General features: G+C 69.0%; 19 protein-coding genes and 1 pseudogene. 13 read left to right on the top strand and 7 right to left on the bottom strand.

The window, feature by feature from the left end; translation table 11 throughout:
* The first annotated feature begins 48 nt into the window (after positions 1-48).
* From A5697_RS28665 to A5697_RS23735, 3 genes are all read left to right on the top strand, one after another.
* The gene (locus A5697_RS28665; protein WP_304442492.1) at positions 49-1,278 is read left to right on the top strand and encodes a PPE family protein; all 1,230 of its coding nucleotides are present in this window, start codon (positions 49-51) and stop codon (positions 1,276-1,278) included.
* Positions 1,275-2,654, top strand: coding sequence for a PPE family protein (locus tag A5697_RS28660; protein ID WP_082953561.1), 1,380 nt, complete (start codon positions 1,275-1,277; stop codon positions 2,652-2,654). The genes A5697_RS28665 and A5697_RS28660 overlap by 4 nt, the downstream gene beginning before the upstream one ends.
* 70 nt (positions 2,655-2,724) lie before the next feature.
* Entirely contained in the window at positions 2,725-4,299 is a 1,575-nt protein-coding gene (locus tag A5697_RS23735; protein WP_156673424.1) for an APC family permease, read from the top strand.
* A gap of 16 nt (positions 4,300-4,315) precedes the next feature.
* Here the strand turns inward: A5697_RS23735 and A5697_RS23730 are convergent, their stop codons facing one another.
* From A5697_RS23730 to A5697_RS23710, 5 genes are all read right to left on the bottom strand, one after another.
* Entirely contained in the window at positions 4,316-4,951 is a 636-nt protein-coding gene (locus A5697_RS23730) for an urease accessory protein UreF (protein ID WP_068012222.1), read from the bottom strand.
* Positions 4,952-4,956: 5 nt separating this feature from the next.
* Positions 4,957-6,678, bottom strand: coding sequence for an urease subunit alpha (locus A5697_RS23725; protein WP_068012221.1), 1,722 nt, complete (start codon positions 6,676-6,678; stop codon positions 4,957-4,959).
* On the bottom strand, positions 6,678-6,989 hold the full coding sequence (locus A5697_RS23720; RefSeq protein WP_068012220.1) for an urease subunit beta: 312 nt from the start codon (positions 6,987-6,989) through the stop codon (positions 6,678-6,680). Before A5697_RS23720 ends, A5697_RS23725 begins: the two co-directional genes overlap by 1 nt.
* Positions 6,986-7,288, bottom strand: a complete 303-nt coding sequence (locus A5697_RS23715) for an urease subunit gamma (protein ID WP_067950406.1) — start codon at positions 7,286-7,288, stop codon at positions 6,986-6,988. The genes A5697_RS23720 and A5697_RS23715 overlap by 4 nt, the downstream gene beginning before the upstream one ends.
* 64 nt (positions 7,289-7,352) lie before the next feature.
* A complete protein-coding gene (locus tag A5697_RS23710) occupies positions 7,353-7,766 on the bottom strand; it encodes a PaaI family thioesterase (RefSeq protein ID WP_067950404.1) in 414 nt (137 codons plus the stop codon).
* 259 nt (positions 7,767-8,025) lie between these two features.
* On the opposite strand from A5697_RS23710, the gene A5697_RS23705 reads away from it, so the two are divergent.
* The 4 genes from A5697_RS23705 to A5697_RS23690 all read left to right on the top strand — a co-directional run bounded on the left by A5697_RS23705 (position 8,026) and on the right by A5697_RS23690 (position 12,460).
* A complete protein-coding gene (locus tag A5697_RS23705) occupies positions 8,026-8,445 on the top strand; it encodes a BlaI/MecI/CopY family transcriptional regulator (RefSeq protein WP_067950401.1) in 420 nt (139 codons plus the stop codon).
* Between the two features lie 14 nt (positions 8,446-8,459).
* Positions 8,460-9,410: a M56 family metallopeptidase gene (locus A5697_RS23700; protein WP_068012219.1), complete on the top strand. Its 951-nt coding sequence runs from the start codon at positions 8,460-8,462 to the stop codon at positions 9,408-9,410.
* A gap of 102 nt (positions 9,411-9,512) precedes the next feature.
* A complete protein-coding gene (gene gndA, locus A5697_RS23695) occupies positions 9,513-10,982 on the top strand; it encodes an NADP-dependent phosphogluconate dehydrogenase (protein ID WP_067950398.1) in 1,470 nt (489 codons plus the stop codon).
* 41 nt (positions 10,983-11,023) lie between these two features.
* Positions 11,024-12,460 (top strand): GuaB1 family IMP dehydrogenase-related protein, encoded by a 1,437-nt coding sequence (locus A5697_RS23690; protein ID WP_067950395.1) that lies wholly within the window; start codon positions 11,024-11,026, stop codon positions 12,458-12,460.
* Positions 12,461-12,484: 24 nt separating this feature from the next.
* Here A5697_RS23690 and A5697_RS23685 read toward each other — a convergent pair whose 3' ends face one another.
* Positions 12,485-13,111 (bottom strand): GNAT family N-acetyltransferase, encoded by a 627-nt coding sequence (locus A5697_RS23685; protein ID WP_067950393.1) that lies wholly within the window; start codon positions 13,109-13,111, stop codon positions 12,485-12,487.
* A gap of 296 nt (positions 13,112-13,407) precedes the next feature.
* Here A5697_RS23685 and A5697_RS23680 point away from each other — a divergent pair, with 296 nt between their 5' ends.
* From A5697_RS23680 to A5697_RS23655, 6 genes are all read left to right on the top strand, one after another.
* Positions 13,408-14,772, top strand: coding sequence for a hemolysin family protein (locus tag A5697_RS23680; RefSeq protein WP_068012218.1), 1,365 nt, complete (start codon positions 13,408-13,410; stop codon positions 14,770-14,772).
* Positions 14,769-15,809 carry a hemolysin family protein gene (locus A5697_RS23675; protein ID WP_067950389.1) on the top strand — a complete coding sequence of 347 codons (1,041 nt, stop codon included), beginning with the start codon at positions 14,769-14,771 and terminating at the stop codon, positions 15,807-15,809. Before A5697_RS23680 ends, A5697_RS23675 begins: the two co-directional genes overlap by 4 nt.
* Before the next feature lie 280 nt (positions 15,810-16,089).
* Positions 16,090-18,285 carry a malate synthase G gene (locus A5697_RS23670; protein ID WP_068012217.1) on the top strand — a complete coding sequence of 732 codons (2,196 nt, stop codon included), beginning with the start codon at positions 16,090-16,092 and terminating at the stop codon, positions 18,283-18,285.
* A gap of 108 nt (positions 18,286-18,393) precedes the next feature.
* Positions 18,394-20,421: a substrate-binding domain-containing protein gene (locus A5697_RS23665; RefSeq protein ID WP_068012216.1), complete on the top strand. Its 2,028-nt coding sequence runs from the start codon at positions 18,394-18,396 to the stop codon at positions 20,419-20,421.
* A gap of 225 nt (positions 20,422-20,646) precedes the next feature.
* A complete protein-coding gene (gene kasB / locus A5697_RS23660) occupies positions 20,647-21,900 on the top strand; it encodes a 3-oxoacyl-ACP synthase KasB (protein WP_067950383.1) in 1,254 nt (417 codons plus the stop codon).
* A gap of 75 nt (positions 21,901-21,975) precedes the next feature.
* Positions 21,976-22,836, top strand: coding sequence for a haloalkane dehalogenase (locus A5697_RS23655; RefSeq protein ID WP_068012215.1), 861 nt, complete (start codon positions 21,976-21,978; stop codon positions 22,834-22,836).
* A gap of 17 nt (positions 22,837-22,853) precedes the next feature.
* Here the strand turns inward: A5697_RS23655 and A5697_RS23650 are convergent.
* Positions 22,854-23,426 (bottom strand): annotated as a pseudogene (locus A5697_RS23650) (glycine dehydrogenase (aminomethyl-transferring)); the annotation flags it as partial.

The raw sequence follows: 23,426 nt of genomic DNA, 5'->3' as shown, positions 1-23,426 counted from the left end.
GCCGCATTGGCCCCGGCGGCCGCGGCCTATCGGGCGATCGTGCCGTAGCTGACGGGTGGGCCGTGGGTGGGCCCGTCGTCGGGGTCGATGGCGGCCGCTGCGGCGCCCTATGTGTCGTGGATGAACAGCACGGCCGCGCAGGCCCAGCAGACGGCCAGCCAGCTGGGAGCGGCGGTGGCGGCTTACGAGGCGGCGTTCGCGGCTACCGTGCCGCCGCCGCAGATCGAGGTCAACCGGGCGTTGTTGGCGTCGCTGGTGGCCACCAACCTGTTGGGGCAGAACACCCCGGCGATTGCGGCCACCGAGGCGCAGTACTCCGAGATGTGGGCCCAGGACGCCGCGGCGATGTACGGCTACGCCGGCGCCTCGGCGGCGGCCACCCGGCTGACGCCGTTCGCCGCACCGCAGCAGACCACCAACCCGGACGGCACGACGATGCAGGCCGCTTCGGTCAGCCAGGCCGGGCAATCGGCGACCGGGTCCAGCACGCAGTCGGCACTCAACGCCGTCCCCAACATGCTGCAGAACATCTCGGCGGGCTCGATTGTCAGCCCATCGAACCTCGATCCGCACCTGGGCAGCCTGTTCAGCCCCAGCAGCGGACCGACCGGTCTCAACGAATTGACCCAGAACATCGGGAACTGGGCCCTGGTCATCAGTGGGCCCTTGTTCACGGCTTCCGGCATCACGCCGCTGATGGGCGGCCTCTACGGGCTGGCGCTGCCCTCGACGGCGGCCGCGGCGGCCGACGTGTCGCCGGCGGACGCCGGCATGGGTACCCTGGCGAATTCGCCGGCCGCGGGCTCCCTTGGCAATGCCGGGGTTTCGGCGGGTCTGGGCGAATCCGCCACCGTCGGCAAGTTGTCGGTACCGCAAACGTGGGCCGACTCCCCCGCCATCCGGCTCGCGGGGAGCGCGTCGCCGCTGTCCACGGCCGGGCTGGGCGGCGCGCCGCAGGCCGAAATCCCCGCGCCCGGCGGCTTCTTCGGCGGTATCCCGCCGGTGGGCAGCCTGGTCAACGCGCCCAGGGGCGAGCAGTCGCGCGCACGCGCCGGCGCCGGCGCCGGCCAAAAAGTCGTCCCGGCAACCCCCGGGGAGGCGGGCGCCGACGAGCGCGCGGCGGTCATGCCCGCGGCGCCGCAGCGGACGCGCAAGCATGTCGCCAGCGCACTGAGCGAGCGCGAACGCGAAGAGCTCGACAAGCTGCGCAGGGAGATCGCCGAGGTGGCGACCGAACGCGACGCGGCAGCCCGCCTGATCAAGGAGGCGATGCTGTGACACTGAATTTTGCGGCCTTGCCTCCCGAGGTCAATTCCGCCCGGATGTACGCGGGCGCGGGATCGGCGCCATTGGTCACGGCCGCGACGGCCTGGGAAAAGCTGGCTTCCGAGCTGAGTTCGGCGGCGACCTCGTATCGCGCCGTGGCGGCGCAGCTGACAAGCGGGCCGTGGGTGGGTCCGTCGTCGGCCGCGATGGCGGCCGCGGTGGCGCCCTATGTGTCGTGGATGAACAGCACGGCCGCGCAGGCCCAGCAGACGGCCAGCCAGCTGGGTGCGGCGGTGGCGGCTTACGAGGCGGCGTTCGCGGCTACCGTGCCGCCGCCGCAGATCGAGGTCAACCGGGCGCTGTTGGCGTCGCTGGTGTCGACCAACCTGTTGGGGCAGAACACCCCGGCGATTGCGGCTACCGAGGCGCAGTACTCCGAGATGTGGGCCCAGGACGCCGCGGCGATGTACGGCTACACCGGCGCCTCGGCGGCGGCCACCCGGCTGACGCCGTTCGCGGCACCGCAGCAGACCACCAACCCGGACGGCACGACCGACCAAAACTCCACGGTCATGAAGGCCGCCGCCACCGGCGGCTCCAACACCACGTCAACGCTGTCGAACATTCCCAACCTGCTGCAATCTTCGTCGACGGGCGCCCCGACGTCGCCGGGCGCATCGGCCCCGTCCGCCGGATCGGGTTCGCTGGTGGACCTTTTCAACAACTTCAGCGAAAACACCATCGGCTACCAGATCCTCTCCGAGGGTCTGAACTTCGACGCTTCCGGAGCCCTGTTGACGCTCGCGCCGCCGGTGGCCGCGGCCTGGAATCCGTTGGTGAACTCGCTCTCCGCGCCGGCGAGTGCCGCGTCTCAGGTCTCCGGATCCGGTTCTGCCCTGGTGAATTCGCCCGGCTCGGGCGCTTCGGCCGGGGTGTCGGCCGGCCTGGGTGAGTCGGTGTCGGTCGGCAAGCTGTCGGTCCCGCAGTCGTGGGGCACATCGCCCGCGATCCGGCTCGCCGCAGCCGCCTTGCCCAGCGCCGGGCTGGACGGTCTGCCGCAGGCCGGCACCGTCGCACCGGGTTTCTACGGTGGAATGCCCCCGATAGGACCGGTGGCCAGCGTCGTCAACGCGCCGCGCGGCGAGCAGGGCCGTCTCCGAGCGGGCGCGCGGCACAAGGTGATTCCCGCGCTGGCCGGCGAGACCGGAATGCACGACGACCCCGCGGGCCGCTGGGTCGCGCCGAACGCAGCCGCCGAGGACGACGGCGCCGCCGGCGAACGCGAAGAGCTCATCGCGCTGCGGAAGGCGATGGCCGACGTAACCCGACAACGCGACGTCCTCAAGCGCACGGCCGCGACATTGATCAAGGAGGCAACGCAAAAGTAGCCAACCCCGTGACTCGGTGCGGGACTTCACACGCACACCTCTTTCTCGACGACGATTGGAATCAGTGCAGATGTTCTTCACAAAGCCGGCCAAACGGTCCCCGGCGGGTTGGGAAGGCGATTTGGCCGTCGACTCGAAACCGATTGCGGCCCAAGACGATTTAGAAACGCCCACCTCGGCGGGGATAACGCCCGACGACGAGGACCAGGCCCAGCTCAAGGCTTTGGGCTTCCAGTCGGACTTCAAGCGGGACATGAGCCCATGGGCGAACTTCTCGCTGGGGTTCACCTACCTGTCACCGGTGGTCGGCATCTACACGGTGTTCGCATTCGCGCTGTCCACCGCCGGCCCACCGATGATCTGGAGCCTGCTGATCGCCGGCGCCGGACAGATGTTGGTGGCGTTGGTCTTCAGCGAAGTGGTGGCCCAGTTCCCGGTGGCCGGCGGCGTCTATCCCTGGGCGCGCCGGCTGTGGGGACGCAAATGGGCATGGATGACCGGATGGGTCTACATGTTCACACTGTTGGCGCTCCTGGCGGACGCCGCCTACGGCGCGGGCCCGTACGTCGCAGACGTCTTCGGCTTCAAGCCTTCTCCGCACGCCACGGTCCTGTGCGCGCTCGTCATGCTGGCCCTGGCCACTGTCATCAACCTCACCGGCACCAAGATTCTGGGCTACTTCGCCATCTTCGGCTTCAGCGCCGAGTTGATCGGCGCCATCGTGGTCGGCGTCTGGCTGCTGTGCACCCAGCGCCATCACAATCTTGGCGTGCTGTTCCACGGCTTCGGCGCGCAAGGCCACCACAGCTACACCTACGCCTTCCTGGCCGCCAGCCTGATCGCGCTCTACCAATTCTTCGGTTTCGAGGCCTGCGGCGACGTCGCCGAGGAGGTCCGCAACCCCGGCATACAAATTCCAAAGGCCATGCGCCGCACCATCTACGTCGGCGGCTCGGCGGCCACCTTCGTGTGCCTGAGCCTGATCCTGTCGGTCACCGACTTCGGCGCGGTGATCAGCGGCAAGGACCCCGATCCGATCGACACGATCCTGAAAACCGCGTTCGGCGGCATCGGGGCGAAGATCGTCCTCTGCATCGTGCTGATCTCGTTCGTGTCGTGCGCGCTGAGCCTGCAGGCCGCCGCCAGCCGGCTCATCTACTCCTACGGCCGCGACGACATGATCGTCGGCTCAAAGCTGCTGGCGCGGTTCGATCACAAGCGACACGTGCCGCCCTATTCCTTGCTCATCGCGGTCATCATCCCGGCGGTGCTGATCGTCGGGTCGCTGATCTCCCGCGACGCGCTCACCAAGCTGGTCAGCTTCGGTTCGGTGGGCGTCTACATCGCCTTCCAGATGGTGGTGCTGGCCGCCCTGCGCGCGAGGATCAAAGGTTGGGCGCCCAACGGCAAGTACCGGCTGGGCCGGTGGGGAGTGCCCGTCAACATCGGCGCGCTGACCTACGGCGTCGCGGCAATCGTGAACCTTTCCTGGCCGCGGGACTCGCACCAGCCGTGGTACGACGACTACATCATCCTGCTGATGTCGGTGGCCATCGTCGGTCTGGGAATCCTGTACCTCGTGTTCACGCGGGCGCACGCCAAGAGCGACGCGCCGTACGCCGACGCGATTCCGGCGCGGAAGTAGTTGCGCCGCAGCACAATCAGGAGACGAAGAGCGGGCGTTCCCGCTCGGCATGGCGCTGCGCGAGCGTGTCGAGCAACGGGTCGGACAGGTCGGCCAGCCCGATGGCCGCCTCGGCGGCGGTGCGCTCGCACAGGTCCGCCAGCCGAAACGTGCACGCCGCGACGTCGGCCGGGTCCAAAGCGAGAAGCCGCTGGGCGGCGGTCGCGGAGCCGGTCATGGTGGTGTAGACGATCGTCAAGGCGGTGTGCTCGGGGTTCAGTCCACTGATGGCGCCGACCCGCCCCGCCGTGACGGCGAGGTGCGGCCGTGCGCCGATTTCCGCCCAGTCGGCGTCCGGCCAGACCCGTCGCGCCAGCCGCGCCAGCCCGCGCCCCTGGCTGCGCGACGCCTCGCGGGCGGCCGGGGCGGGCGTGCGGGCATCGGTCTCACGATCGGCCGCGTCGGGGGTGAGGTCGCCGCGCTGGACCGCCGCCGCGATCGACGCGCTGACCAAGCCGGAGCTGCGAATCCGGCGGCACAGGAAGGCTTCCAGCGAGTCCAGGCCGGTCACCAGGCCGCTGGTGACCGCCTCCTCCACACCACCGGAATGCACGTGGCCCCCGGCCGGCAGTCGGGAATCGGCCAGGGCGAGCAGCGTTGCCAGTGCGGACATGCGCCTCAGAACAGGAAATAGCGTTGCGCCATGGGCAATTCCGTTGCCGGGTCCTCCTGCCAGACCTCGCCGTCGATCCGCACGGTGAACGTGTCCGGGTCCACTTCGATGTCGGGCAGCGCGTCGTTGAGCGGCAGGGCCGCCTTGCCGAGCCCGGTGGTATTGCGCACGGGGACAAGGCGCCGATTGACCGCGATCCGCTCGGTGAGGCCGGCCTCGATCGCCTGCGGCGCAACGAAATGCACCGAGGTGGCCGCCGCCGCGGCCGGCGCGGCCCCGAACATCGGACGGGGCAGCACCGGTTGCGGCGTCGGGATCGACGCGTTGGCGTCCCCCATCGCCGCCCACGCGATCATGCCGCCCTTGAGCACCGCGTGCGGGCGGACGCCGAAGAACGCGGACTCCCACAACACCAGGTCCGCCAGCTTGCCCACTTCCACGGATCCGACCTCGTGGTCCAGCCCGTGTGCGACGGCGGGGCAAATGGTGTATTTCGCCACGTAGCGCCGCGCCCGCATGTTGTCGGCGGCACCGTCGCCGGGCAGCGCGCCCCGTCGCCGTTTCATCACGTGCGCGGTCTGCCAGGTGCGCAGCACCACTTCCCCGATCCTGCCCATCGCCTGCGAGTCGCTGCCGATCATCGAGATCGCGCCGATGTCATGCAGCAGGTCTTCCGCCGCCATGGTCGACGGCCTAATCCGGCTCTCGGCGAAGGCCAAGTCTTCCGGCACTTGGGGATTGAGGTGGTGGCAGACCATCAACATGTCCAAATGCTCGTCGAGGGTGTTGCGCGTGTGGGGGCGAGTGGGGTTGGTGGAGCTGGGCAGAACGTTGGGTTTGCCTGCGACGGTGATGATGTCGGGAGCATGGCCGCCCCCGGCGCCCTCGGTGTGATACGTGTGGATCGACCGCCCGGCGATCGCGGCCAGGGTGTCTTCGACGAATCCCATCTCATTGAGGGTGTCGGTGTGCAGCGCCACCTGGACGCCGGCGGCATCGGCGACGGTGAGGCAGGCGTCGATGGCTGCCGGGGTCGACCCCCAGTCCTCGTGCAGCTTGAAACCCGAAGCCCCGCCGCGCAATTGCTCCCACAATCCCTCGGCGCTGACGGTGTTTCCCTTACCCAGCAGCGCGAAGTTCACCGGCCAGCCGTCGAGCGCCTCGAGCATCCTCTCCAGGTGCCATGCGCCCGGGGTCACGGTGGTGGCTTTGGTGCCCTCGGCGGGCCCGGTGCCGCCGCCGATGATCGTCGTGATCCCGGAGCCGAGCGCCTCTGCCATGAGCTGGGGGCAGATCAGGTGGACGTGGCAGTCGACGGCGCCCGCGGTGACGATCCGGCCGTTGCCGGCGATGACTTCGGTGGACGGCCCGACCACCAGGTCCGGGTGCACGCCCGTCATGGTGTCGGGGTTACCCGCCTTACCGATCGCGGAGATACGGCCGTCGCGAATGCCGATGTCGGCCTTGACGATTCCCCAGTGGTCGATGATGACCGCCCCGGTGATCACGGTGTCGGGCGCGCCCTCGGCGCGCGTCGCGCGTCCCTGGCCCATCGACTCGCGCAGCACCTTGCCGCCGCCGAACACTGCCTCGTCACCGGCCAGTCCCGGTCCCCCGCTGCGGTCTTCGGTGATCTCCACGAAGAGATCGGTGTCCGCCAGCCGGATCCGGTCGCCCGTGGTGGGGCCGAAAAGCTGGGCGTAGCTCTCCCTCGACAGGCCCGCCATCAGTCGTCGAGCCGTCCGGGCGGCGTCAGGGTCAGGCCATGCACCTCGCGGCTTCCGCGCAGCGGCACCAGTCGGACCCGTTGCGGCACACCGGGTTCGAAGCGGACTGCGGTGGCGGCCGGGATGTCCAACCGGCAGCCGTGGGCGGCGGCGCGGTCGAACGACAGCGCCGAGTTGGCCTGGGGCAGGTGGACGTGGCTGCCGACCTGTACCGGACGGTCCCCGGTGTTGATGATCTGCATCTCGATCCGCTCCGCGTCCGTGTTTATCTCGATATCGCCGCTGCCGAAAAGGATTTCGCCGGGAATCATGCGATCGGGTGGTGGACGGTGACAAGTTTGGTGCCGTCCGGGAACGTCGCCTCCACCTGTACGTCGGCCAGCATTTCCGGCACCCCCTCCATCACATCGTCGCGGCTGAGCACGTCGCAGCCGCTGGCCATCAGGTCGGCGACGGTGCGGCCGTCGCGCGCGCCCTCCAGAATGTGGTCGGTGATGATGGCAACCGCCTCCGGGTGGTTCAGCCGCAAGCCCCGGGCACGGCGGCGGCGTGCCAGTTCGGCGGCGTAGGACAACAGCAATCGCTCTTGTTCGTGCGGCGTAAGGAGCACGTTCTCCGATCCTGCCACGGCGCCCGAGGCGGGACGCGCCCGGCCACGCTTGGCGGCGGGCGGGCTAGGCCTCCAGGTTCTGCAGCCGAACCTGGCCGCGGGCGACCACCCGGTCGTCGGCGTCGGTGATGGTGACCAGCCACAACTGCTGGCGCCGGCCGCGGTGGATCGGTTCCGCGGCGCCGTACACCATGCCCGAGCCGATGGAGCGCAGAAAGTCGGTGTTGTTGTTGACGCCTACGACGTTCCCGCCGCCGCGGGTGGCGAGCCAGGTGTAGGCGGCCACGCTGGCCATGCTTTCGATGATCGAGCAGTACACGCCGCCGTGCACCAGGCCCATCGGCTGCAGCAGTTTGGGGGTGACCTCGAGCTGGGCCCGGGCGCCGTCGGGGCTGAGTTCGGTGAATTGCAGCCCGATCTCCTGATCGAAAGGCGCGGTGAAATCCGGCGGCAGGGTCGCTTCCCGAGGGTCAGGCACGTTCTGTGTTTACACCATGACCACCCGAGAACGGCTGAGCCCCGTGCCACTGGGGCACGGGGCTCGCCGATCGAGTCGACCCGGGGTCACTGCAGCCCTCAGGACTCGCCGCGGTCGTCGTTCGCTCGACGGGGTTAGCATAGGCAAGGCTGCCCTAATTTCGCAAGCATCAATTCCGGGGCGCCCCCGGAAGCTTCGGTACGACCGTCGGTAGTAATCCGGAGTAAGATGTGCCTCGACGCTCAGGAGAGAACGCACTATGGCGAAACTGACCCGGCTCGGAGATCTGGAACGCGCGGTGATGGACCACTTGTGGTCCACGCCGGAACCGCAAACGGTCCGCCAGGTCCACGATGCGTTGTCCGCGCGACGCGATCTTGCCTACACGACGATCATGACCGTGCTGCAACGGCTGGCGAAGAAGAACCTGGTTTCCCAGATCCGCGACGACCGCGCGCACCGATACGCACCCGTGCACGGCCGCGACGAGCTCGTCGCGGGGCTCATGGTCGACGCGCTGGCCCAGGCCGAGGATTCCGGAGGTCGGCAGGCCGCTCTGGTGCACTTCGTCGAGCGGGTGGGCGCCGACGAGGCGGACGCGCTGCGGCGAGCGCTCGCCGAGCTGGAAGCCAATCAACGCAATGACGCGTCATCCGCTGGCGCGTTGACGGAGGACTGAGGGAGACTGACAGCGTGTCCGCGCTGGCCTTCACCATCCTCGCGGTGCTGCTGGTCGGTCCGGTACCGGCCTTGCTGGCACGCGCGAGCTGGCCGCTGCGCGCTCCCCGGGCGGCAATGGTGTTGTGGCAGGCCATCGCGCTGGCAGCGGTCCTCTCCGCGTTCAGCGCCGGGATCGCGATCGCCACTCGGCTGCTCATGCCAGGTCCCGACGGCCGGCCCACCGCCAGCATCGTGGGCGACGCCGGCCGGCTCGGCTGGCCGCTGTGGGCGGCATACATCGGCGTTTTCGCGCTGACGGTGCTGGTCGGCGCGCGACTGATGGTCGCCGTGATCCGGGTGGCCATCGCCAACCGGCGACGGCGGGCCCATCACCGCATGGTGGTCGATCTGGTCGGAGTCGGCCACGACGCCGCGCTTCCCCAGCCCTGTGCCCACACGCGCGACCTTCGCGTCTTGGATGTTGCGCAGCCGCTTGCCTATTGCTTGCCCGGCGTGCGCAGTCGGGTAGTGGTCAGCGAGGGGGCGCTGAGCACGCTCGCCGATGCGGAAGTCGCGGCGATCCTCACCCACGAGCGGGCCCACCTGCGAGCCCGGCACGACCTGGTTCTCGAGGCCTTCACCGCGGTGCACGCCGCGTTCCCGCGGCTGGTGCGCAGCGCGAACGCTCTCGGCGCGGTTCAACTGCTCGTCGAGCTGCTCGCCGACGACGCCGCCGTGCGCGCGGCCGGCCGCGCTCCCCTGGCGCGGGCCCTGGTTGCCTGCGCGTCCGGGCGGGCGCCGTCGGGTGCATTGGCCGCGGGCGGCACCAGCACGGTGGTCCGCGTGCGCCGGCTGTGCGGAGACGGCAACAGCCTGGCGTTGTCGGCGGCCGCCTACCTCGCGGCGGCGGCCGTGTTCGTGGTGCCCACCGTCGCGTTGGCGGTCCCGTGGCTCACGGAATTGCGGCGCCTGTTCAACGTCTGAGGCAACGCCGCGCAGCCATCACCCCGGGCGGGCGCATGTCCGCTGTGCCACAGTGTGACGGAAAGCTTTTGGGCAAGGTTCTCCGACTCGAGAGGCGAAGACATGGGTTCGTCGGATACCCCGACTGGTTCCAAGACTGCGACCGCGCAGATCGGCGTCACCGGACTGGCAGTGATGGGTTCGAACATCGCTCGCAATTTCGCCCGGCACGGCTACACCGTGGCGCTGCACAACCGGTCGGTCGCCAAGACCGACGCGCTGCTCAAAGAGCACGGTGACGAGGGCAAGTTCGTGCGGTCGGAGACCATCGCGGAGTTTCTGGACGCCCTGGAGAAGCCGCGGCGGGTGCTAATCATGGTCAAGGCCGGTGACCCAACCGACGCCGTCATCAACGAGCTCGCCGACGCCATGGAAGAGGGCGACATCATCATCGACGGCGGCAACGCCCTCTACACCGACACCATTCGCCGCGAGAAGGCGATGCGCGACCGGGGCCTGCACTTCGTCGGCGCCGGCATCTCCGGCGGAGAGGAGGGCGCGCTCAACGGCCCGTCGATCATGCCCGGTGGCCCCGCCGAGTCGTACAAGTCGCTCGGTCCGCTGCTCGAGGAGATCTCCGCGCACGTCGACGGCGTCCCGTGCTGCACCCACATCGGCCCGGACGGCGCCGGGCACTTCGTCAAGATGGTGCACAACGGCATCGAGTACTCCGACATGCAGCTGATCGGCGAGGCCTACCAGTTGCTGCGCGACGGCCTGGGCAAGACCGCGCCCGAGATCGCGGACGTGTTCGCCGAATGGAACAAGGGCGACCTGGACAGCTTCCTCATCGAGATCACCGCGGAGGTGTTGCGGCAGAAGGACGCCAAGACGGGCAAGCCGCTCGTCGACGTCATCCTGGACGAGGCCGAGCAGAAGGGCACCGGCCGCTGGACGGTGAAGTCGGCTCTGGATCTCGGCGTGCCGGTGACCGGCATCGCCGAGGCGGTGTTCGCCCGCGCGCTGTCGGGTTCGGTGACGCAACGCAAGGCCACCACCGGGCTGGCCTCGGGCGAGCTGGGAGCCGAGCCGGGAGATGCGCAGCAATTCGTCGAGGATGTCCGTCAGGCCCTGTACGCGTCGAAGATCATCGCTTATGCGCAGGGCTTCAACCAAATTCAGGCCGGCAGCGCCGAATATGACTGGGACATCACGCCGGGCGACCTGGCCACCATCTGGCGCGGCGGCTGCATCATCCGGGCGAAGTTCCTCAACCGCATCAAAGACGCGTTCGACGAAGATCCCGACCTGCCGACGCTGATCGTCGCGCCCTACTTCCGCAGCGCGATCGAGGCCGCGATCGACGGCTGGCGTCGCGTCGTGGTGACCGCCACGCAGCTGGGCATCCCGATCCCCGGTTTCTCCTCCGCGCTGTCCTACTACGACGCCCTGCGCACCGAGCGGCTGCCCGCGGCGCTGACCCAGGGCTTGCGGGACTTCTTCGGCGCCCACACCTACGGCCGGATCGACGACGACCCGGACAAGCGGTTCCACACGCTCTGGAGCGGCGACCGCAGCGAAGTGCCCGCCTAGCGGGGTACTACTGGAGGACACGAGGGGGTACGGCGACGACGATGAGATTCCTGGACGGGCATGGGCCCGGCTACGACCTGACCTACAACGACGTCTTCGTCATGCCGGGCCGGTCGGAGGTCGAGTCCCGCTTCGACGTCGACCTGTCCACCAACGACGGCTCGGGCACCACGATCCCCGTCGTGGTGGCCAACATGACCGCGGTGGCCGGGCGCAGGATGGCCGAGACGGTCGCGCGCCGTGGCGGCCTGGTCATCCTGCCGCAGGATCTCCCGATCACCGCCGTCCAACAGACGCTGGATTTCGTCAAGAGCCGTGACCTCGTGCTCGACACCCCCGTGGTCCTGGCACCCGACGATTCGGTGTCGGATGCGACCGCGCTGATCCACAAGCGTGCGCACGGGGTCGCCGTCGTCGTCTTCGAGGGCCGCCCGATGGGCCTGGTCAGCGAATCGTGCTGCCTCGGCGTCGACCGGTTCACCAGGGTGCGTGACGTCGCGATCACCGACTTCGTCACCGCCCCGGTCGGCACCGAGCCGCGCAAGATCTTCGACCTGCTCGAGCACGCCCCGATCGGGGTCGCGGTGGTGACGAACGCGGACGGCACGCTGGCCGGCGTGCTGACGCGCACCGGCGCCATCCGGACCGGCCTGTACGCCCCGGCGGTCGACGCGCGCGGGCGGCTGCGCGTCGGCGCGGCCGTCGGCATCAACGGCGATGTGGGGGCCAGGGCGCGCTCTCTGGCCGAGGCGGGCGTCGATGTGCTCGTCATCGATACCGCACACGGGCATCAGGTGAAGACGCTCGACGCGATCCGCACGGTGTCCTCGCTCGAACTGGGCGTCCCGCTGGTGGCGGGCAACGTCGTCTCCGCCGAAGGCACCCGCGACCTGCTCGGCGCCGGGGCGGACATCGTCAAGGTCGGCGTCGGGCCGGGGGCGATGTGCACCACTCGGATGATGACCGCCGTGGGTCGCCCGCAATTCTCGGCCGTGGTCGAATGTGCTTCGGCGGCAAGGCAATTGGGCGGGCATGTCTGGGCCGACGGCGGCGTCCGGCATCCGCGGGACGTGGCGCTGGCGCTGGTGGCCGGGGCGTCCAACGTGATGATCGGATCGTGGTTCGCCGGCACCTATGAATCGCCCGGGGACCTGATGCGCGACCGTGAGGACCAGCCCTACAAGGAGAGCTACGGCATGGCGTCCAAGCGGGCGGTGGTCGCCCGCAGCGCGGCCGACACCGCGTTCGAGCGCGCGCGCAAAGCGCTTTTCGAGGAAGGCATTTCGACGTCGCGGATGGGGCTTGACCCCGACCGCGGCGGCGTCGAGGACTTGCTCGACCACATCACGTCGGGCGTGCGCAGCACGTGCACGTACGTCGGCGCCGCCAACCTGACGGAGCTGCACGAGCGCGCCGTCGTCGGGGTGCAGTCGACCGCGGGCTTCGCCGAAGGCCATCCGCTGCCGTTGGGCTGGTGACCCGTTCCGCCCGGAATGGCGAGGCTATGCGTCGGTGGCCGGGCGTTGCAGCGCGTAAAGCGACATCCGCCGGTTTCTGGCGTCGTGCTCCCCGAGGAACGTGCAGCCGGCGTTCTCGCACAGCCGGCGCGCCGCGGTGTTGCGGTGATCGGGGTCGAACATGATGCGCCGGCAACGGGGCTCCATGGCGAAGGCGCTGGCCACGATGCGCGGCAACAGCATCGGGCCCAGCCCCCGGTTCACCAGTGCCGGGTCGGCGATGGCCGCGTGCAGCCCCAGGTCATGAGGCTCGGCCTCGTAGTAATACGAGATCAAATCCTTTGCGCTCCAATATAATTCGAGGTAGGCGCAATCATTTCCCCGGATACTTCCGAGTAGCGGCAGCGAATACGTTCCGTCGAGCTGTGCGCCCAGATGCCGCTCCCACCGCGGCGTCGGCCAGTCGTATTCCCAGGCCGCCGCCAGGTGCGGGCGGTTCATCCACTCCGACACCATGCCCGCGTCCCCGCGTCGAGCGACCCGCAGCGCGAACGGCGGTTCCAGGGCCGGGAGCGGCGGCGGGCCGATCCGCGCGAGCTCGTCGGCGATGTCGAAGCGCTCGCGCGGAAGTACTTGCGCTGATTGGGTTTCGGGAGGGGCTTCGGACGCCATAGTGGGCACAGCCTACCGAGTAAGGTTAGGCAACCCATAGTCGGGTGGGCGGGTTGTGGAGGGGTGCCGGCGAAAACGGTGGTCGACCGTACGCGGGGCGGATCCGGCTACCATGAGTCAGCAAAGACGGAGGCGACCGCGTCCGCACCGGCTACAGGCAGCGAAGGGATCGACGTGCCGCAGGCACCCGTGCAGGCCATGGGATTTCGGCTGCGGCAGCCGTCGGGCGAGCCGCCCGATGCGGAGCCTTCCCCGGCGAGTCCCACCGGGCAATCGGCCAACGGGCGGCGTGATCCATGAACGTCACCGTCGCCGTGATCAGCGTCTTGGCCATCGCGGTGCTCATCTTCGGCAACGCGATCTTCGTCGCCGCCGAGTTCTCGCTCACCACGCTGGACCGCAGCGCCGTGGAGGCCAACGCCCGCGGCGGCGGACGCCGCGACCGGGCGATCCGGCGCGCGCACCACAAGCTGTCGTTCCAGCTATCCGGCGCGCAACTGGGCATCTCCGCCACCACGTTGGCGGCCGGCTATCTGACCGATCCCATGCTGGCCGACCTGCCGCACCCGTGGTTTGACGCGATCGGGATATCCGACCGGGTCGCCGACGCGATCATGGCGTTCCTGGCGCTGGTCATCGTCACATCGGTATCGATGGTGTTCGGTGAGCTGGTGCCGAAATACCTGGCCGTCGCCCGGCCGCTGTCCACCGCGCGGGCCGTGGTGGGTATCCAGCTGCTGTTCTCGCTGTTGTTCACCCCGGCGATCCGGCTCACCAACGGCGCGGCGAACTGGATCGTGCGCCAGCTGGGCATCGAGCCGGCCGAGGAGCTGCGGTCGGCGCGGTCGCCGCAGGAGCTGCTGTCGCTGGTGCGTTCGTCGGCGCGCAGCGGCTCCCTGGATGCGGCCACCGCGGCGTTGGTGCGGCGGTCCCTGCAATTCGGCGCCCGGACCGCCGAGGAACTGATGACGCCCAGGTCGAAGATCGTGGCGCTGCAGACCGACGACACGGTCGCCGACCTGGTGGCCGCGGCGGCGGAGTCGGGATTCTCGCGCTTCCCGATCGTCGACGGCGACCTGGATGAAACCGTCGGCATCGTCCACGTCAAACAGGTGCTGGCCATCCCCGCGGCCGAGCGAGCGGGCACGCCCCTGATCACGGTGGCACAGCCCGTGCCCGTGGTGCCGTCGACGCTGGACGGCGACGCCGTCATGAGCGAGATCCGCGCCAACAGCCTGCAGACCGCGATGGTCGTCGACGAATACGGCGGCACCGCGGGCATGGTCACGGTCGAGGACCTGATCGAAGAGATCGTCGGCGACGTCCGCGACGAACACGACGACGCCACCCCGGACGTGGTGGCGGCCGGAACAGGTTGGCGCGTCTCGGGTCTGCTGCGCATCGACGAGGTGGCCGCCGCGACCGGCTTCCGCGCGCCCGAGGGACCCTACGAGACCATCGGCGGGCTGGCGCTGCGTGAATTCGGCCACATCCCGGTGGCCGGCGAAACGGTCCAGTTGCCGGCGCTGGACGCCGACGGGTTGTTGGACACGTCGCTGCGCTGGCAGGCGACCGTCATCCGGATGGAGGGGCGCCGGATCGACCTGCTCGAGTTGATCGAGCTGCACGGCGACAGCCCGGCGGCCGGAGGTCCCCGATGAGCAACACCTGGGGCGTGTTCCTGGCGATCCTGCTGATCGGCGTCAACGCCTTCTTCGTCGGGGCGGAATTCTCGTTGATCTCGGCCCGGCGCGACCGCCTCGAAGCGCTGGCCGAACAGGGCAAGGCCCGGGCGGTCACGGTGATGCGGGCCGGAGAGCAGTTGCCGGCCATGCTGGCCGGGGCGCAGCTCGGGGTCACGGCCGCCTCGCTGCTGCTCGGGCGGATCGGCGAGTCGGCGGTCGCCGACCTGCTGCGCACGGCGCTGGGCCTGACCGGCATTCACCCCACGCTGCTGCACACGCTGTCGTTCGCGATCGCGCTGGCGATCGTGGTGACGCTGCATGTGCTGCTGGGCGAGATGGTGCCGAAGAACATCGCGCTGGCCGGTCCCGAGCGCACCGCGATGCTGCTGGTGCCCGCGTACCTGGCCTATGTGCGAGCCGCACGGCCGTTCATCGTGTTCTACAACAAGTGCGCCAACGTCGTGGTGCGCGCGCTGGGCGTGGAACCCAAGGAAGAGCTCGAATTCACCGTCTCCCCGGTCGAATTGAGCGAGATGATCGCCGAATCGCGCTCCGAAGGGCTGCTGGACCGCGAGGAGCACACCAGGCTGACCCGGGCCCTGCAAATCGGCACCCGCGTGGTCGGCGACGTGGCCGTCCCGCTCGCCGATGTCCACGCGGTGCGGGTGGCCGCGGCGGGCACCGGCCCGACGGTGGGCGCCGTCGAAGAGGCCCTGGCCCAGACCGGTTACTCGCGGTTTCCGGTCGCCAACGTCAACGGCGATTTCATCGGCTACCTGCACATCAAGGACATGCTCACCCTCGGCGACGATCCACGGACGGTGATCGACCTGGCGATGGTGCGGCCCCTGCCGCGGCTGCCCAAGTCGCTGCCGCTGGCCGACGCGTTGTCGCGGATGCGCCGCAGCAACAGCCATCTCGCGCTGGTGACCGGGGCTGGCGGTGAGGTGGTCGCGATGGTGGCCATGGAAGACCTGGTTGAGGACCTCGTCGGCACGATGCGCGACGCGTAGGGGTAATGGTCGCGAAGTACGGCTGTAGCGAGCCCGTATGATTTTCAACGGCTACCAGTCAAGAAAGTGCTGGAGGGCGCAGGATGCCAGGCGCACTGATGCGTTGCTGGAATTCAATCCCCGGGCTCGCCGCAGCGGCATGGTTAGAGCTGTCAGCGCGGCCTGACCTGGTGTGGCAGGTTTGGGCGGATACGCTCACCAGGCTGCTGCTCGGTACGCTGAAGACATTGCCACTCCGAGCCGATGGCGGCTTGGTGAGGCTTCATTATGGAGGAGAAACATGACTGATCGCGTGTCGGCGGGGAACCTGCGCGTCGCCCGAGTGCTCTACGACTTCGTGAACAACGAGGCCCTGCCCGGCACCGACATCGACCCGGACAGCTTCTGGGCCGGCGTCGACAAAGTCGTCACCGACCTCACCCCGAAGAACCGGGATCTGTTGAACCGCCGCGACGAGCTGCAGGCCCAGATCGACAAGTGGCACCGCCAGCGCGTGATCGAGCCGTTCGACGTCGAGGCGTACCGCCAGTTCATCACCGAAATCGGTTACCTGCTGCCCGAACCCGAGGATTTCACGATCACGACCTCGGGCGTCGATGACGAGATCACCACGACCGCGGGCCCGCAGCTGGTGGTGCCGGTGCTCAACGCCCGGTTCGCGCTGAACGCCGCGAACGCGCGCTGGGGCTCGCTGTACGACGCCCTGTACGGCACCGACGTCATCCCGGAGAGCGACGGTGCCGAAAAGGGCACCAGCTACAACAAGATTCGCGGCGACAAGGTCATCGCGTATGCGCGCAACTTCCTCGACCAGGCGGTGCCGCTGGAATCCGGGTCCTGGGCCGACGCGACGGGCCTGTCCGTAGAGGACGGCCAGCTGAAGGTCGCGACCGCCGACGGTTCCGTCGGCCTGGCCAGCCCCGAGAAGTTCGCCGGCTACACCGGCGAGCTCGGCTCCCCCGACTGGTCGGTGCTCCTGGTGAACCACGGCCTGCACATCGAGATCCTCGTCGACCCCGAATCGCCGGTCGGCAAGACCGACCGCGCCGGCATCAAGGACGTGGTCCTGGAATCGGCCGTCACCACAATCATGGACTTCGAGGACTCGGTGGCCGCCGTCGACGCCGACGACAAGGTGCTCGGTTACCGCAACTGGCTCGGGCTGAACAAGGGCGACCTGTCCGAAGACGTCGACAAGGGCGGCAAGACCTTCACCCGCGTGCTGAACCAGGACCGCACCTACACCACGCCCGACGGCCAGGGCGAGCTGACGCTGCCGGGCCGCAGCCTGTTGTTCGTCCGCAACGTCGGCCACCTGATGACCAATGACGCCATCGTGGACGCCGAGGGTAACGAGGTGTTCGAGGGCATCATGGACGCGCTGTTCACCGGCCTGACGGCGATCCACGGGCTGAAGACCGGGGACGCCAACGGCCCGCTGACCAACAGCCGCACCGGGTCGATCTACATCGTCAAGCCCAAGATGCACGGCCCCGACGAGGTCGCGTTCACCTGCGAGCTGTTCAGCCGCGTCGAGGACGTCCTGGGGCTGCCGCAGGCCACGCTCAAGGTCGGCATCATGGACGAGGAACGGCGCACCACCGTCAACCTCAAGGCGTGCATCAAGGCCGCCGCCGACCGGGTGGTGTTCATCAACACCGGCTTCCTGGACCGCACGGGCGACGAGATCCACACGTCGATGGAAGCCGGGCCGATGATCCGCAAGGGCGCGATGAAGAACACCACGTGGATCAAGGCCTACGAGGACGCCAACGTCGACATCGGTCTGGCCGCCGGCTTCAAGGGCAAGGCGCAGATCGGCAAGGGCATGTGGGCCATGACCGAGTTGATGGCCGACATGGTCGAGCAGAAGATCGGCCAGCCCAAGGCGGGCGCGACCACCGCGTGGGTGCCCTCCCCTACGGCGGCCACCCTGCACGCGATGCACTACCACTACGTCGACGTGGGCGCCGTTCAGGAGGAGCTGGCGGGCCAGAAGCGCACCAACATCGACGAGTTGTTGACCATCCCGCTGGCCAAGGAACTGGCCTGGGCCCCCGAGGAGATCCGCGAGGAGGTCGACAACAACTGCCAGTCCATCCTCGGCTATGTGGTGCGCTGGGTCGCCCAGGGCGTCGGCTGCTCGAAGGTGCCCGACATTCACGACGTGGCGCTCATGGAAGACCGTGCGACGCTGCGGATCTCCAGCCAGCTGCTGGCCAACTGGCTGCGCCACGGGGTGATCACCGAGGAGGACGTGCGGGCCAGCCTGGAACGGATGGCGCCGCTGGTGGACGCGCAGAACGCCAAGGACGCGGCGTACCTGCCGATGGCGCCCAACTTCGATGACAGCATTGCGTTCCTGGCCGCCCAGGATCTGATCCTGACCGGGACGCAGCAGCCCAACGGCTACACCGAGCCGATCCTGCATCGCCGCCGGCGCGAGGTTAAGGCCCGCGCGGCGCAATCAAATTGAGCTCGTGCCTTAATCGGGCTGGCGAAGCATCGGTGCCGCTGACGACTAAGATCAGCGGCGGGTTCACAACAAGTCGGATGGATCGACGGAAAGGCGACGGGCACCACTATGGGTAGGCACAGTTTGCCCGACCCTGAGGACTCCGTCGACGAGCCATACGAAGGCGGCGACGCCGACGACCGGCACGGGGACGCCGTCACCGAGGACTACGCCGACGAGGGCGACTATCCGGTCGACGAGGACTTCGACGCCGAGGAAGACCGCTACGCCGCCGACGACGCGTTCGAGGCCGGGACCGCCGACGACTACCCGGAGTTCCCGCCGCGCCAGCCCGGGCCGCGGAGCGCGGAGCCGCCGGCCTCGTCGCCGTCGCTGTTCGGCCGCGGCCACCGCGGCCTCGGCGATTGGCGGGGCGGACATCGGAGCGAGGGCGGCCGCCGCGGAGTCAGCATCGGCGTCATCGTGGCCCTCGTCGCCGTCGTCGTGGTCGTGGGCAGCGTCATCCTGTGGAGCTTCTTCGGTGATGCGTTGTCCAACCGCTCGCACCAGGCCGCCGGCCGCTGCGTGGGCGGCAAGGAAACGGTCGCCGTCGTCGCCGACCCGTCGATCGCCGACTCGGTGCAGCAGTTCGCGGAGAGCTACAACTCCTCGGCCGGCCCCATCGGCGACCACTGCGTGGAGGTCAGCGTCAAGCCGGCCGGCTCGGACGCGGTGCTGAACGGGTTCATCGGCAAATGGCCCGCCGAGCTGGGCGGCCAGCCGGCGTTGTGGATCCCCGGCAGCTCGATCTCCGCCGCGCGGCTGGCCGGCGCCACCGCGCAGAAGACGATCACCGACAGCCGGTCGCTGGTGACGTCACCCGTGGTGCTCGCCGTCCGGCCGGAACTCCAGCGGGCGCTCGGCAATCAGAACTGGGGGGCGCTGCCCGGGCTGCAGACCAACCCGAACGGCTTGGCCGGCGTGAACCTGCCGGCGTGGGGGTCGCTGCGGCTTGCCCTGCCGATGAACGGCAACGGCGACGCGGCGTTCTTGGCCGGGGAAGCGGTGGCGGCCGCGTCGACACCTCCCGGCGCGCCGGCGACCCAGGGCACCGGAGCGGTGCGCGCCGTGCTGAGCGCGCAGCCCAAACTGGCAAACAACTCGCTGACCGAGGCGATGGACGCGCTGCTCGGACCCCCTGATGCGGCAACCGCCCCGGTGCACGCGGTGATCACCACCGAGCAGCAGCTGTTCCAGCGCGGCCAGTCCTTACCCGACGCCAAGGGCGCGTTGGCCTCCTGGCTACCGCAGGGGCCGGCGCCGGTCGCCGACTACCCCACGGTGCTGCTCAGCGGCTCGTGGCTGACGAAGGACCAGACCTCGGCGGCCAGCGAGTTCGCCCGCTTCATGCACAAGCCCGACCAACTCGCCAAGCTGGCCAAGGCCGGCTTCCGGGTCAACGGAGTGAAGCCGCCGAGCAGCCCGGTCACCACGTTCCCCGCGCTGCCGGCGACGGTGTCGGTGGGTGACGACGCGATGCGCGCGACGTTGGCCGAGGCGATGGCCAGCCCGTCGAGCGGGCTGGCCGCGACCATCATGCTCGACCAGTCGATGCCCGGGCAGGAGGGCGGCAAGTCCCGCCTGGCGAACGTGATCGCCGCCCTGCAGGACAAGATCAAAGCGCTGCCACCCACCTCCGTGGTGGGGCTGTGGACGTTCGATGGCCACGAGGGACGTTCCGAGGTGCCCGGTGGGCCGCTGGGCGACCCCGTGAACGGCCAGCCGCGTTCGGCGGCGCTGACCGCTGCGTTGGACAAGCAGTACTCGTCGCCCGGCGGTGCCGTGTCGTTCACCACGCTGCGCATGATCTACCAAGAGCTGCAGACCAATTACCACCCCGGCCAGACCAACTCGATATTGGTCATCACGGCGGGTCCCCATACCGACCAGAGCCTGGACGGCCCCGGGTTGCAGGATTTCATCCGCAAGAGCGCGGACCCGGCCAAGCCCATCGCGGTGAACGTCATCGACTTCGGCGGCGACCCGGACCGCGCGACGTGGGAAGCGGTCGCCCAGCTCAGCGGTGGTGGCTACCAGAACCTCGCCACGTCGGCGTCCCCGGACCTCGCCGCGGCCCTCAACGCGTTCTTGAGCTGACGCCCGGTTACGGCGGAATCCGAACGTCGCGGCGGGGTCTTCACGCTCGAGACGGCAACTTGCCGCTAGGCTCGATCAAGGTTGATGCCACGGCCAACGCCACGGGGAGCGGTGCGAAGGTTCCGAGTCGAGCGCCTTCCCCCTCCATTCCGGAGGGCTGGTGACACGCGCGTCCGGGAGTGAGGACGGCCGGGGTGGGCGCTGGGAAAGGATGATCCACGCAGCATGACGAATCTGATTACTGGACAGGCACTTCCGAACGTTGTCGTCACCGGTGTGGCCATGACCACCGCGCTGGCCACCGACGCGGAGACGACCTGGAAGTTGCTACTGGACTGCCAGAGTGGGATTCGGGAGCTCGATGACCCGTTCGTGGAGGAATTCGACCTACCGGTTCGCATCGGCGGGCACCTATTGGAGGAATTCGACAGCGAGCTGAACCCGGCGGAGCTGCGCCGGACGGGCTACCTGGCGCGCCTGTCCGCCATCGTCAACCGGCGGGCCTGGGACCACGCCGGCTCACCCGAGGTCGACCCCAACCGCCTGCTGGTTTCCATCGGCACCGGATTCGGCTCCGGCGAGGAGCTGGTCTTCACCCGGGACACCCTGCGCGCCCGCGGCGTGAAAGCGGTCTCGCCGCTGGCCGTCAGCAAGTACATGCCCGACGCCGCCGCCCAGGCGGTGGGCCTGGAACGGCACGCCAGGGCCGGCGTGATGACACCGGTGTCGGCGTGCGCGTCGGGTTCGGAAGCCATCGCCCGCGCGTGGCAGGCGATGGTGTTCGGCGAGGCCGACGTCGCGATCTGCGGTGGCGTCGAGACCCGCATCGAGGCAGTGCCCATCGCCGCCTTCGCGAACATGCGAATCGTGATGTCGACCAACAACGAGAATCCGGCCGGCGCGTGCCGCCCGTTCGACAAGGACCGCGACGGTTTCGTCTTCGGCGAGGCCGGAGCGCTGATGGTGCTCGAGACCGAGGAGCACGCCAAGGCGCGCGGGGCTCGGATCCTGGCCCGGCTGATGGGGGCCGCCGTGACGTCCGACGGCTTCCACATGGTGGCGCCGGACCCGACGGGGAGTCGCGCAGGCCAGGCGATGACGCGGGCCATCCAACTCGCCGGTCTCACGCCCGAGGACATCGACCACGTCAACGCCCATGCCACCGGAACACAGATCGGCGACCTGGCCGAGGGCAAGGCCATCAACAACGCGCTGGGCAGCAACAAGCCGGCGGTGTACGCGCCCAAATCCGCCCTGGGCCACTCGGTCGGGGCGGTCGGTGCGGTTGAGTCGATCCTGACCGTGCTGGCGTTGCGCGATCAGATCATTCCACCGACGTTGAACCTGGAAAACCTGGACCCGCAGATCGATCTGGACGTGGTGTCGGGTAATCCGCGGCGGGGCAACTACCGGTACGCCATCAACAACTCGTTCGGGTTCGGCGGGCACAACGTCGCCCTGACCTTCGGCCGGTACTAGCGGCGAACCGCGCCCCAGCGGTTCGGCGCTGTCACACTCCGGGCCTAGCATCGTGAGCGCTACCGAAGGAGCGCCATGAGCATCGATTTCACCCCCGATCCCCGGCTCTACCCGTTCCAGTCGCGCTGGTTCGACAGCTCGCAGGGGCGGATGCACTACATCGACGAGGGGGCAGGGCCCCCGATCCTGCTGTGCCACGGCAACCCGACCTGGAGCTTCCTCTATCGCAACATCGTCATCGCGCTGCGCGACAGGTTCCGTTGCATCGCACCGGATTACCTCGGGTTCGGGTTGTCGGACCGGCCCGCGCGGTTCGGATACACCATCGAGGAACACGCCCGGGTGGTCGGCGAGTTCGTCGACCACCTCGGCCTCGACAACTTTCTGACGATGGGCCAGGACTGGGGTGGGCCCATCAGCATGGCGGTCGCGGTGGAGCGCGCCGAGCGGGTGCGCGGCGTCATCCTGGGCAACACCTGGTTCTGGCCGACGGACGAATTCACGACGAAGATGTTCAGCCGGGTGATGTCAAGTCCGCCAATGCAATACGCGATCCTGCACCGCAATTTCTTCGTCGAACGTCTCGTCCCCGCCGGGACAGAGCACCGCCCGAGCGATGCGGTGATGCAGCACTACCGGGCGGTGCAGCCCAGCCCCGACGCCCGCAAAGGCGTCGCCGAGATGCCCAGGCAGATCCTGGCCGCGGCCCCGCTGCTGGCACGGCTGGCCCGGGAAGTGCCGGCCAAGCTGGGCGCCAAACCCGCGCTGTTCGTTTGGGGCATGAAGGACTTCGCGTTCCGGCCCGGCCCCGGCCTCCCGCGCATGCGCGCCGCCTTTCCCGACCACGTCGTCGTCGAACTGCCCAATGCCAAGCACTTCATCCAGGAGGATGCACCGGATCAGATCGCGGCGGCGATCATCGAGCGCTTCGGCTGAACCGCGCCTCCCGCGACTTAAGCGAACGCCTCCACCGGCGGGCACGAGCAGACCAGGTGGCGGTCGCCGTAGGCGCCGTCGATGCGTCGCACCGGCGGCCACACCTTGGGCCGGAAGTTCTTCCCGAGCGGATAGGCGGCCTCTTCCCGGGTGTACGGGTGCTGCCAGTCGGCGACCAGCAGGCACTCGGCCGTGTGCGGCGCGCCCCGCAGCGGATTGTCGTCGACGGGCCACTCCCCCGCGCCCACCCGGTCGATCTCCCCGCGGATGGCGATCATGGCTTCACAGAAGGCGTCGACCTCGGTCAGGCTCTCGCTCTCCGTGGGCTCCACCATCAGCGTGCCGGCCACCGGGAAGCTCATGGTTGGTGCGTGAAAGCCGTAGTCGGCCAAGCGTTTTGCGACATCGTCGACGGTGACTCCGGTCGACTTGGTGATCGGGCGCAGATCCAGGATGCACTCGTGGGCGACCATGCCGTTCGCGCCGGTGTAGAGCACCGGGAAGTACTCGTCGAGCCGCCGGGCGATGTAGTTGGCCGACGCGATCGCGGTCAGCGACGCCGAACGCGGCTGGCCGTTCACGGGGTCGCC

Origin of the sequence: Mycobacterium sp. E3251, assembly GCF_001666835.1 — a bacterium.
GTDB lineage: Bacteria > Actinomycetota > Actinomycetes > Mycobacteriales > Mycobacteriaceae > Mycobacterium.
This window is presented reverse-complemented; position numbering and strand designations above follow the sequence as displayed.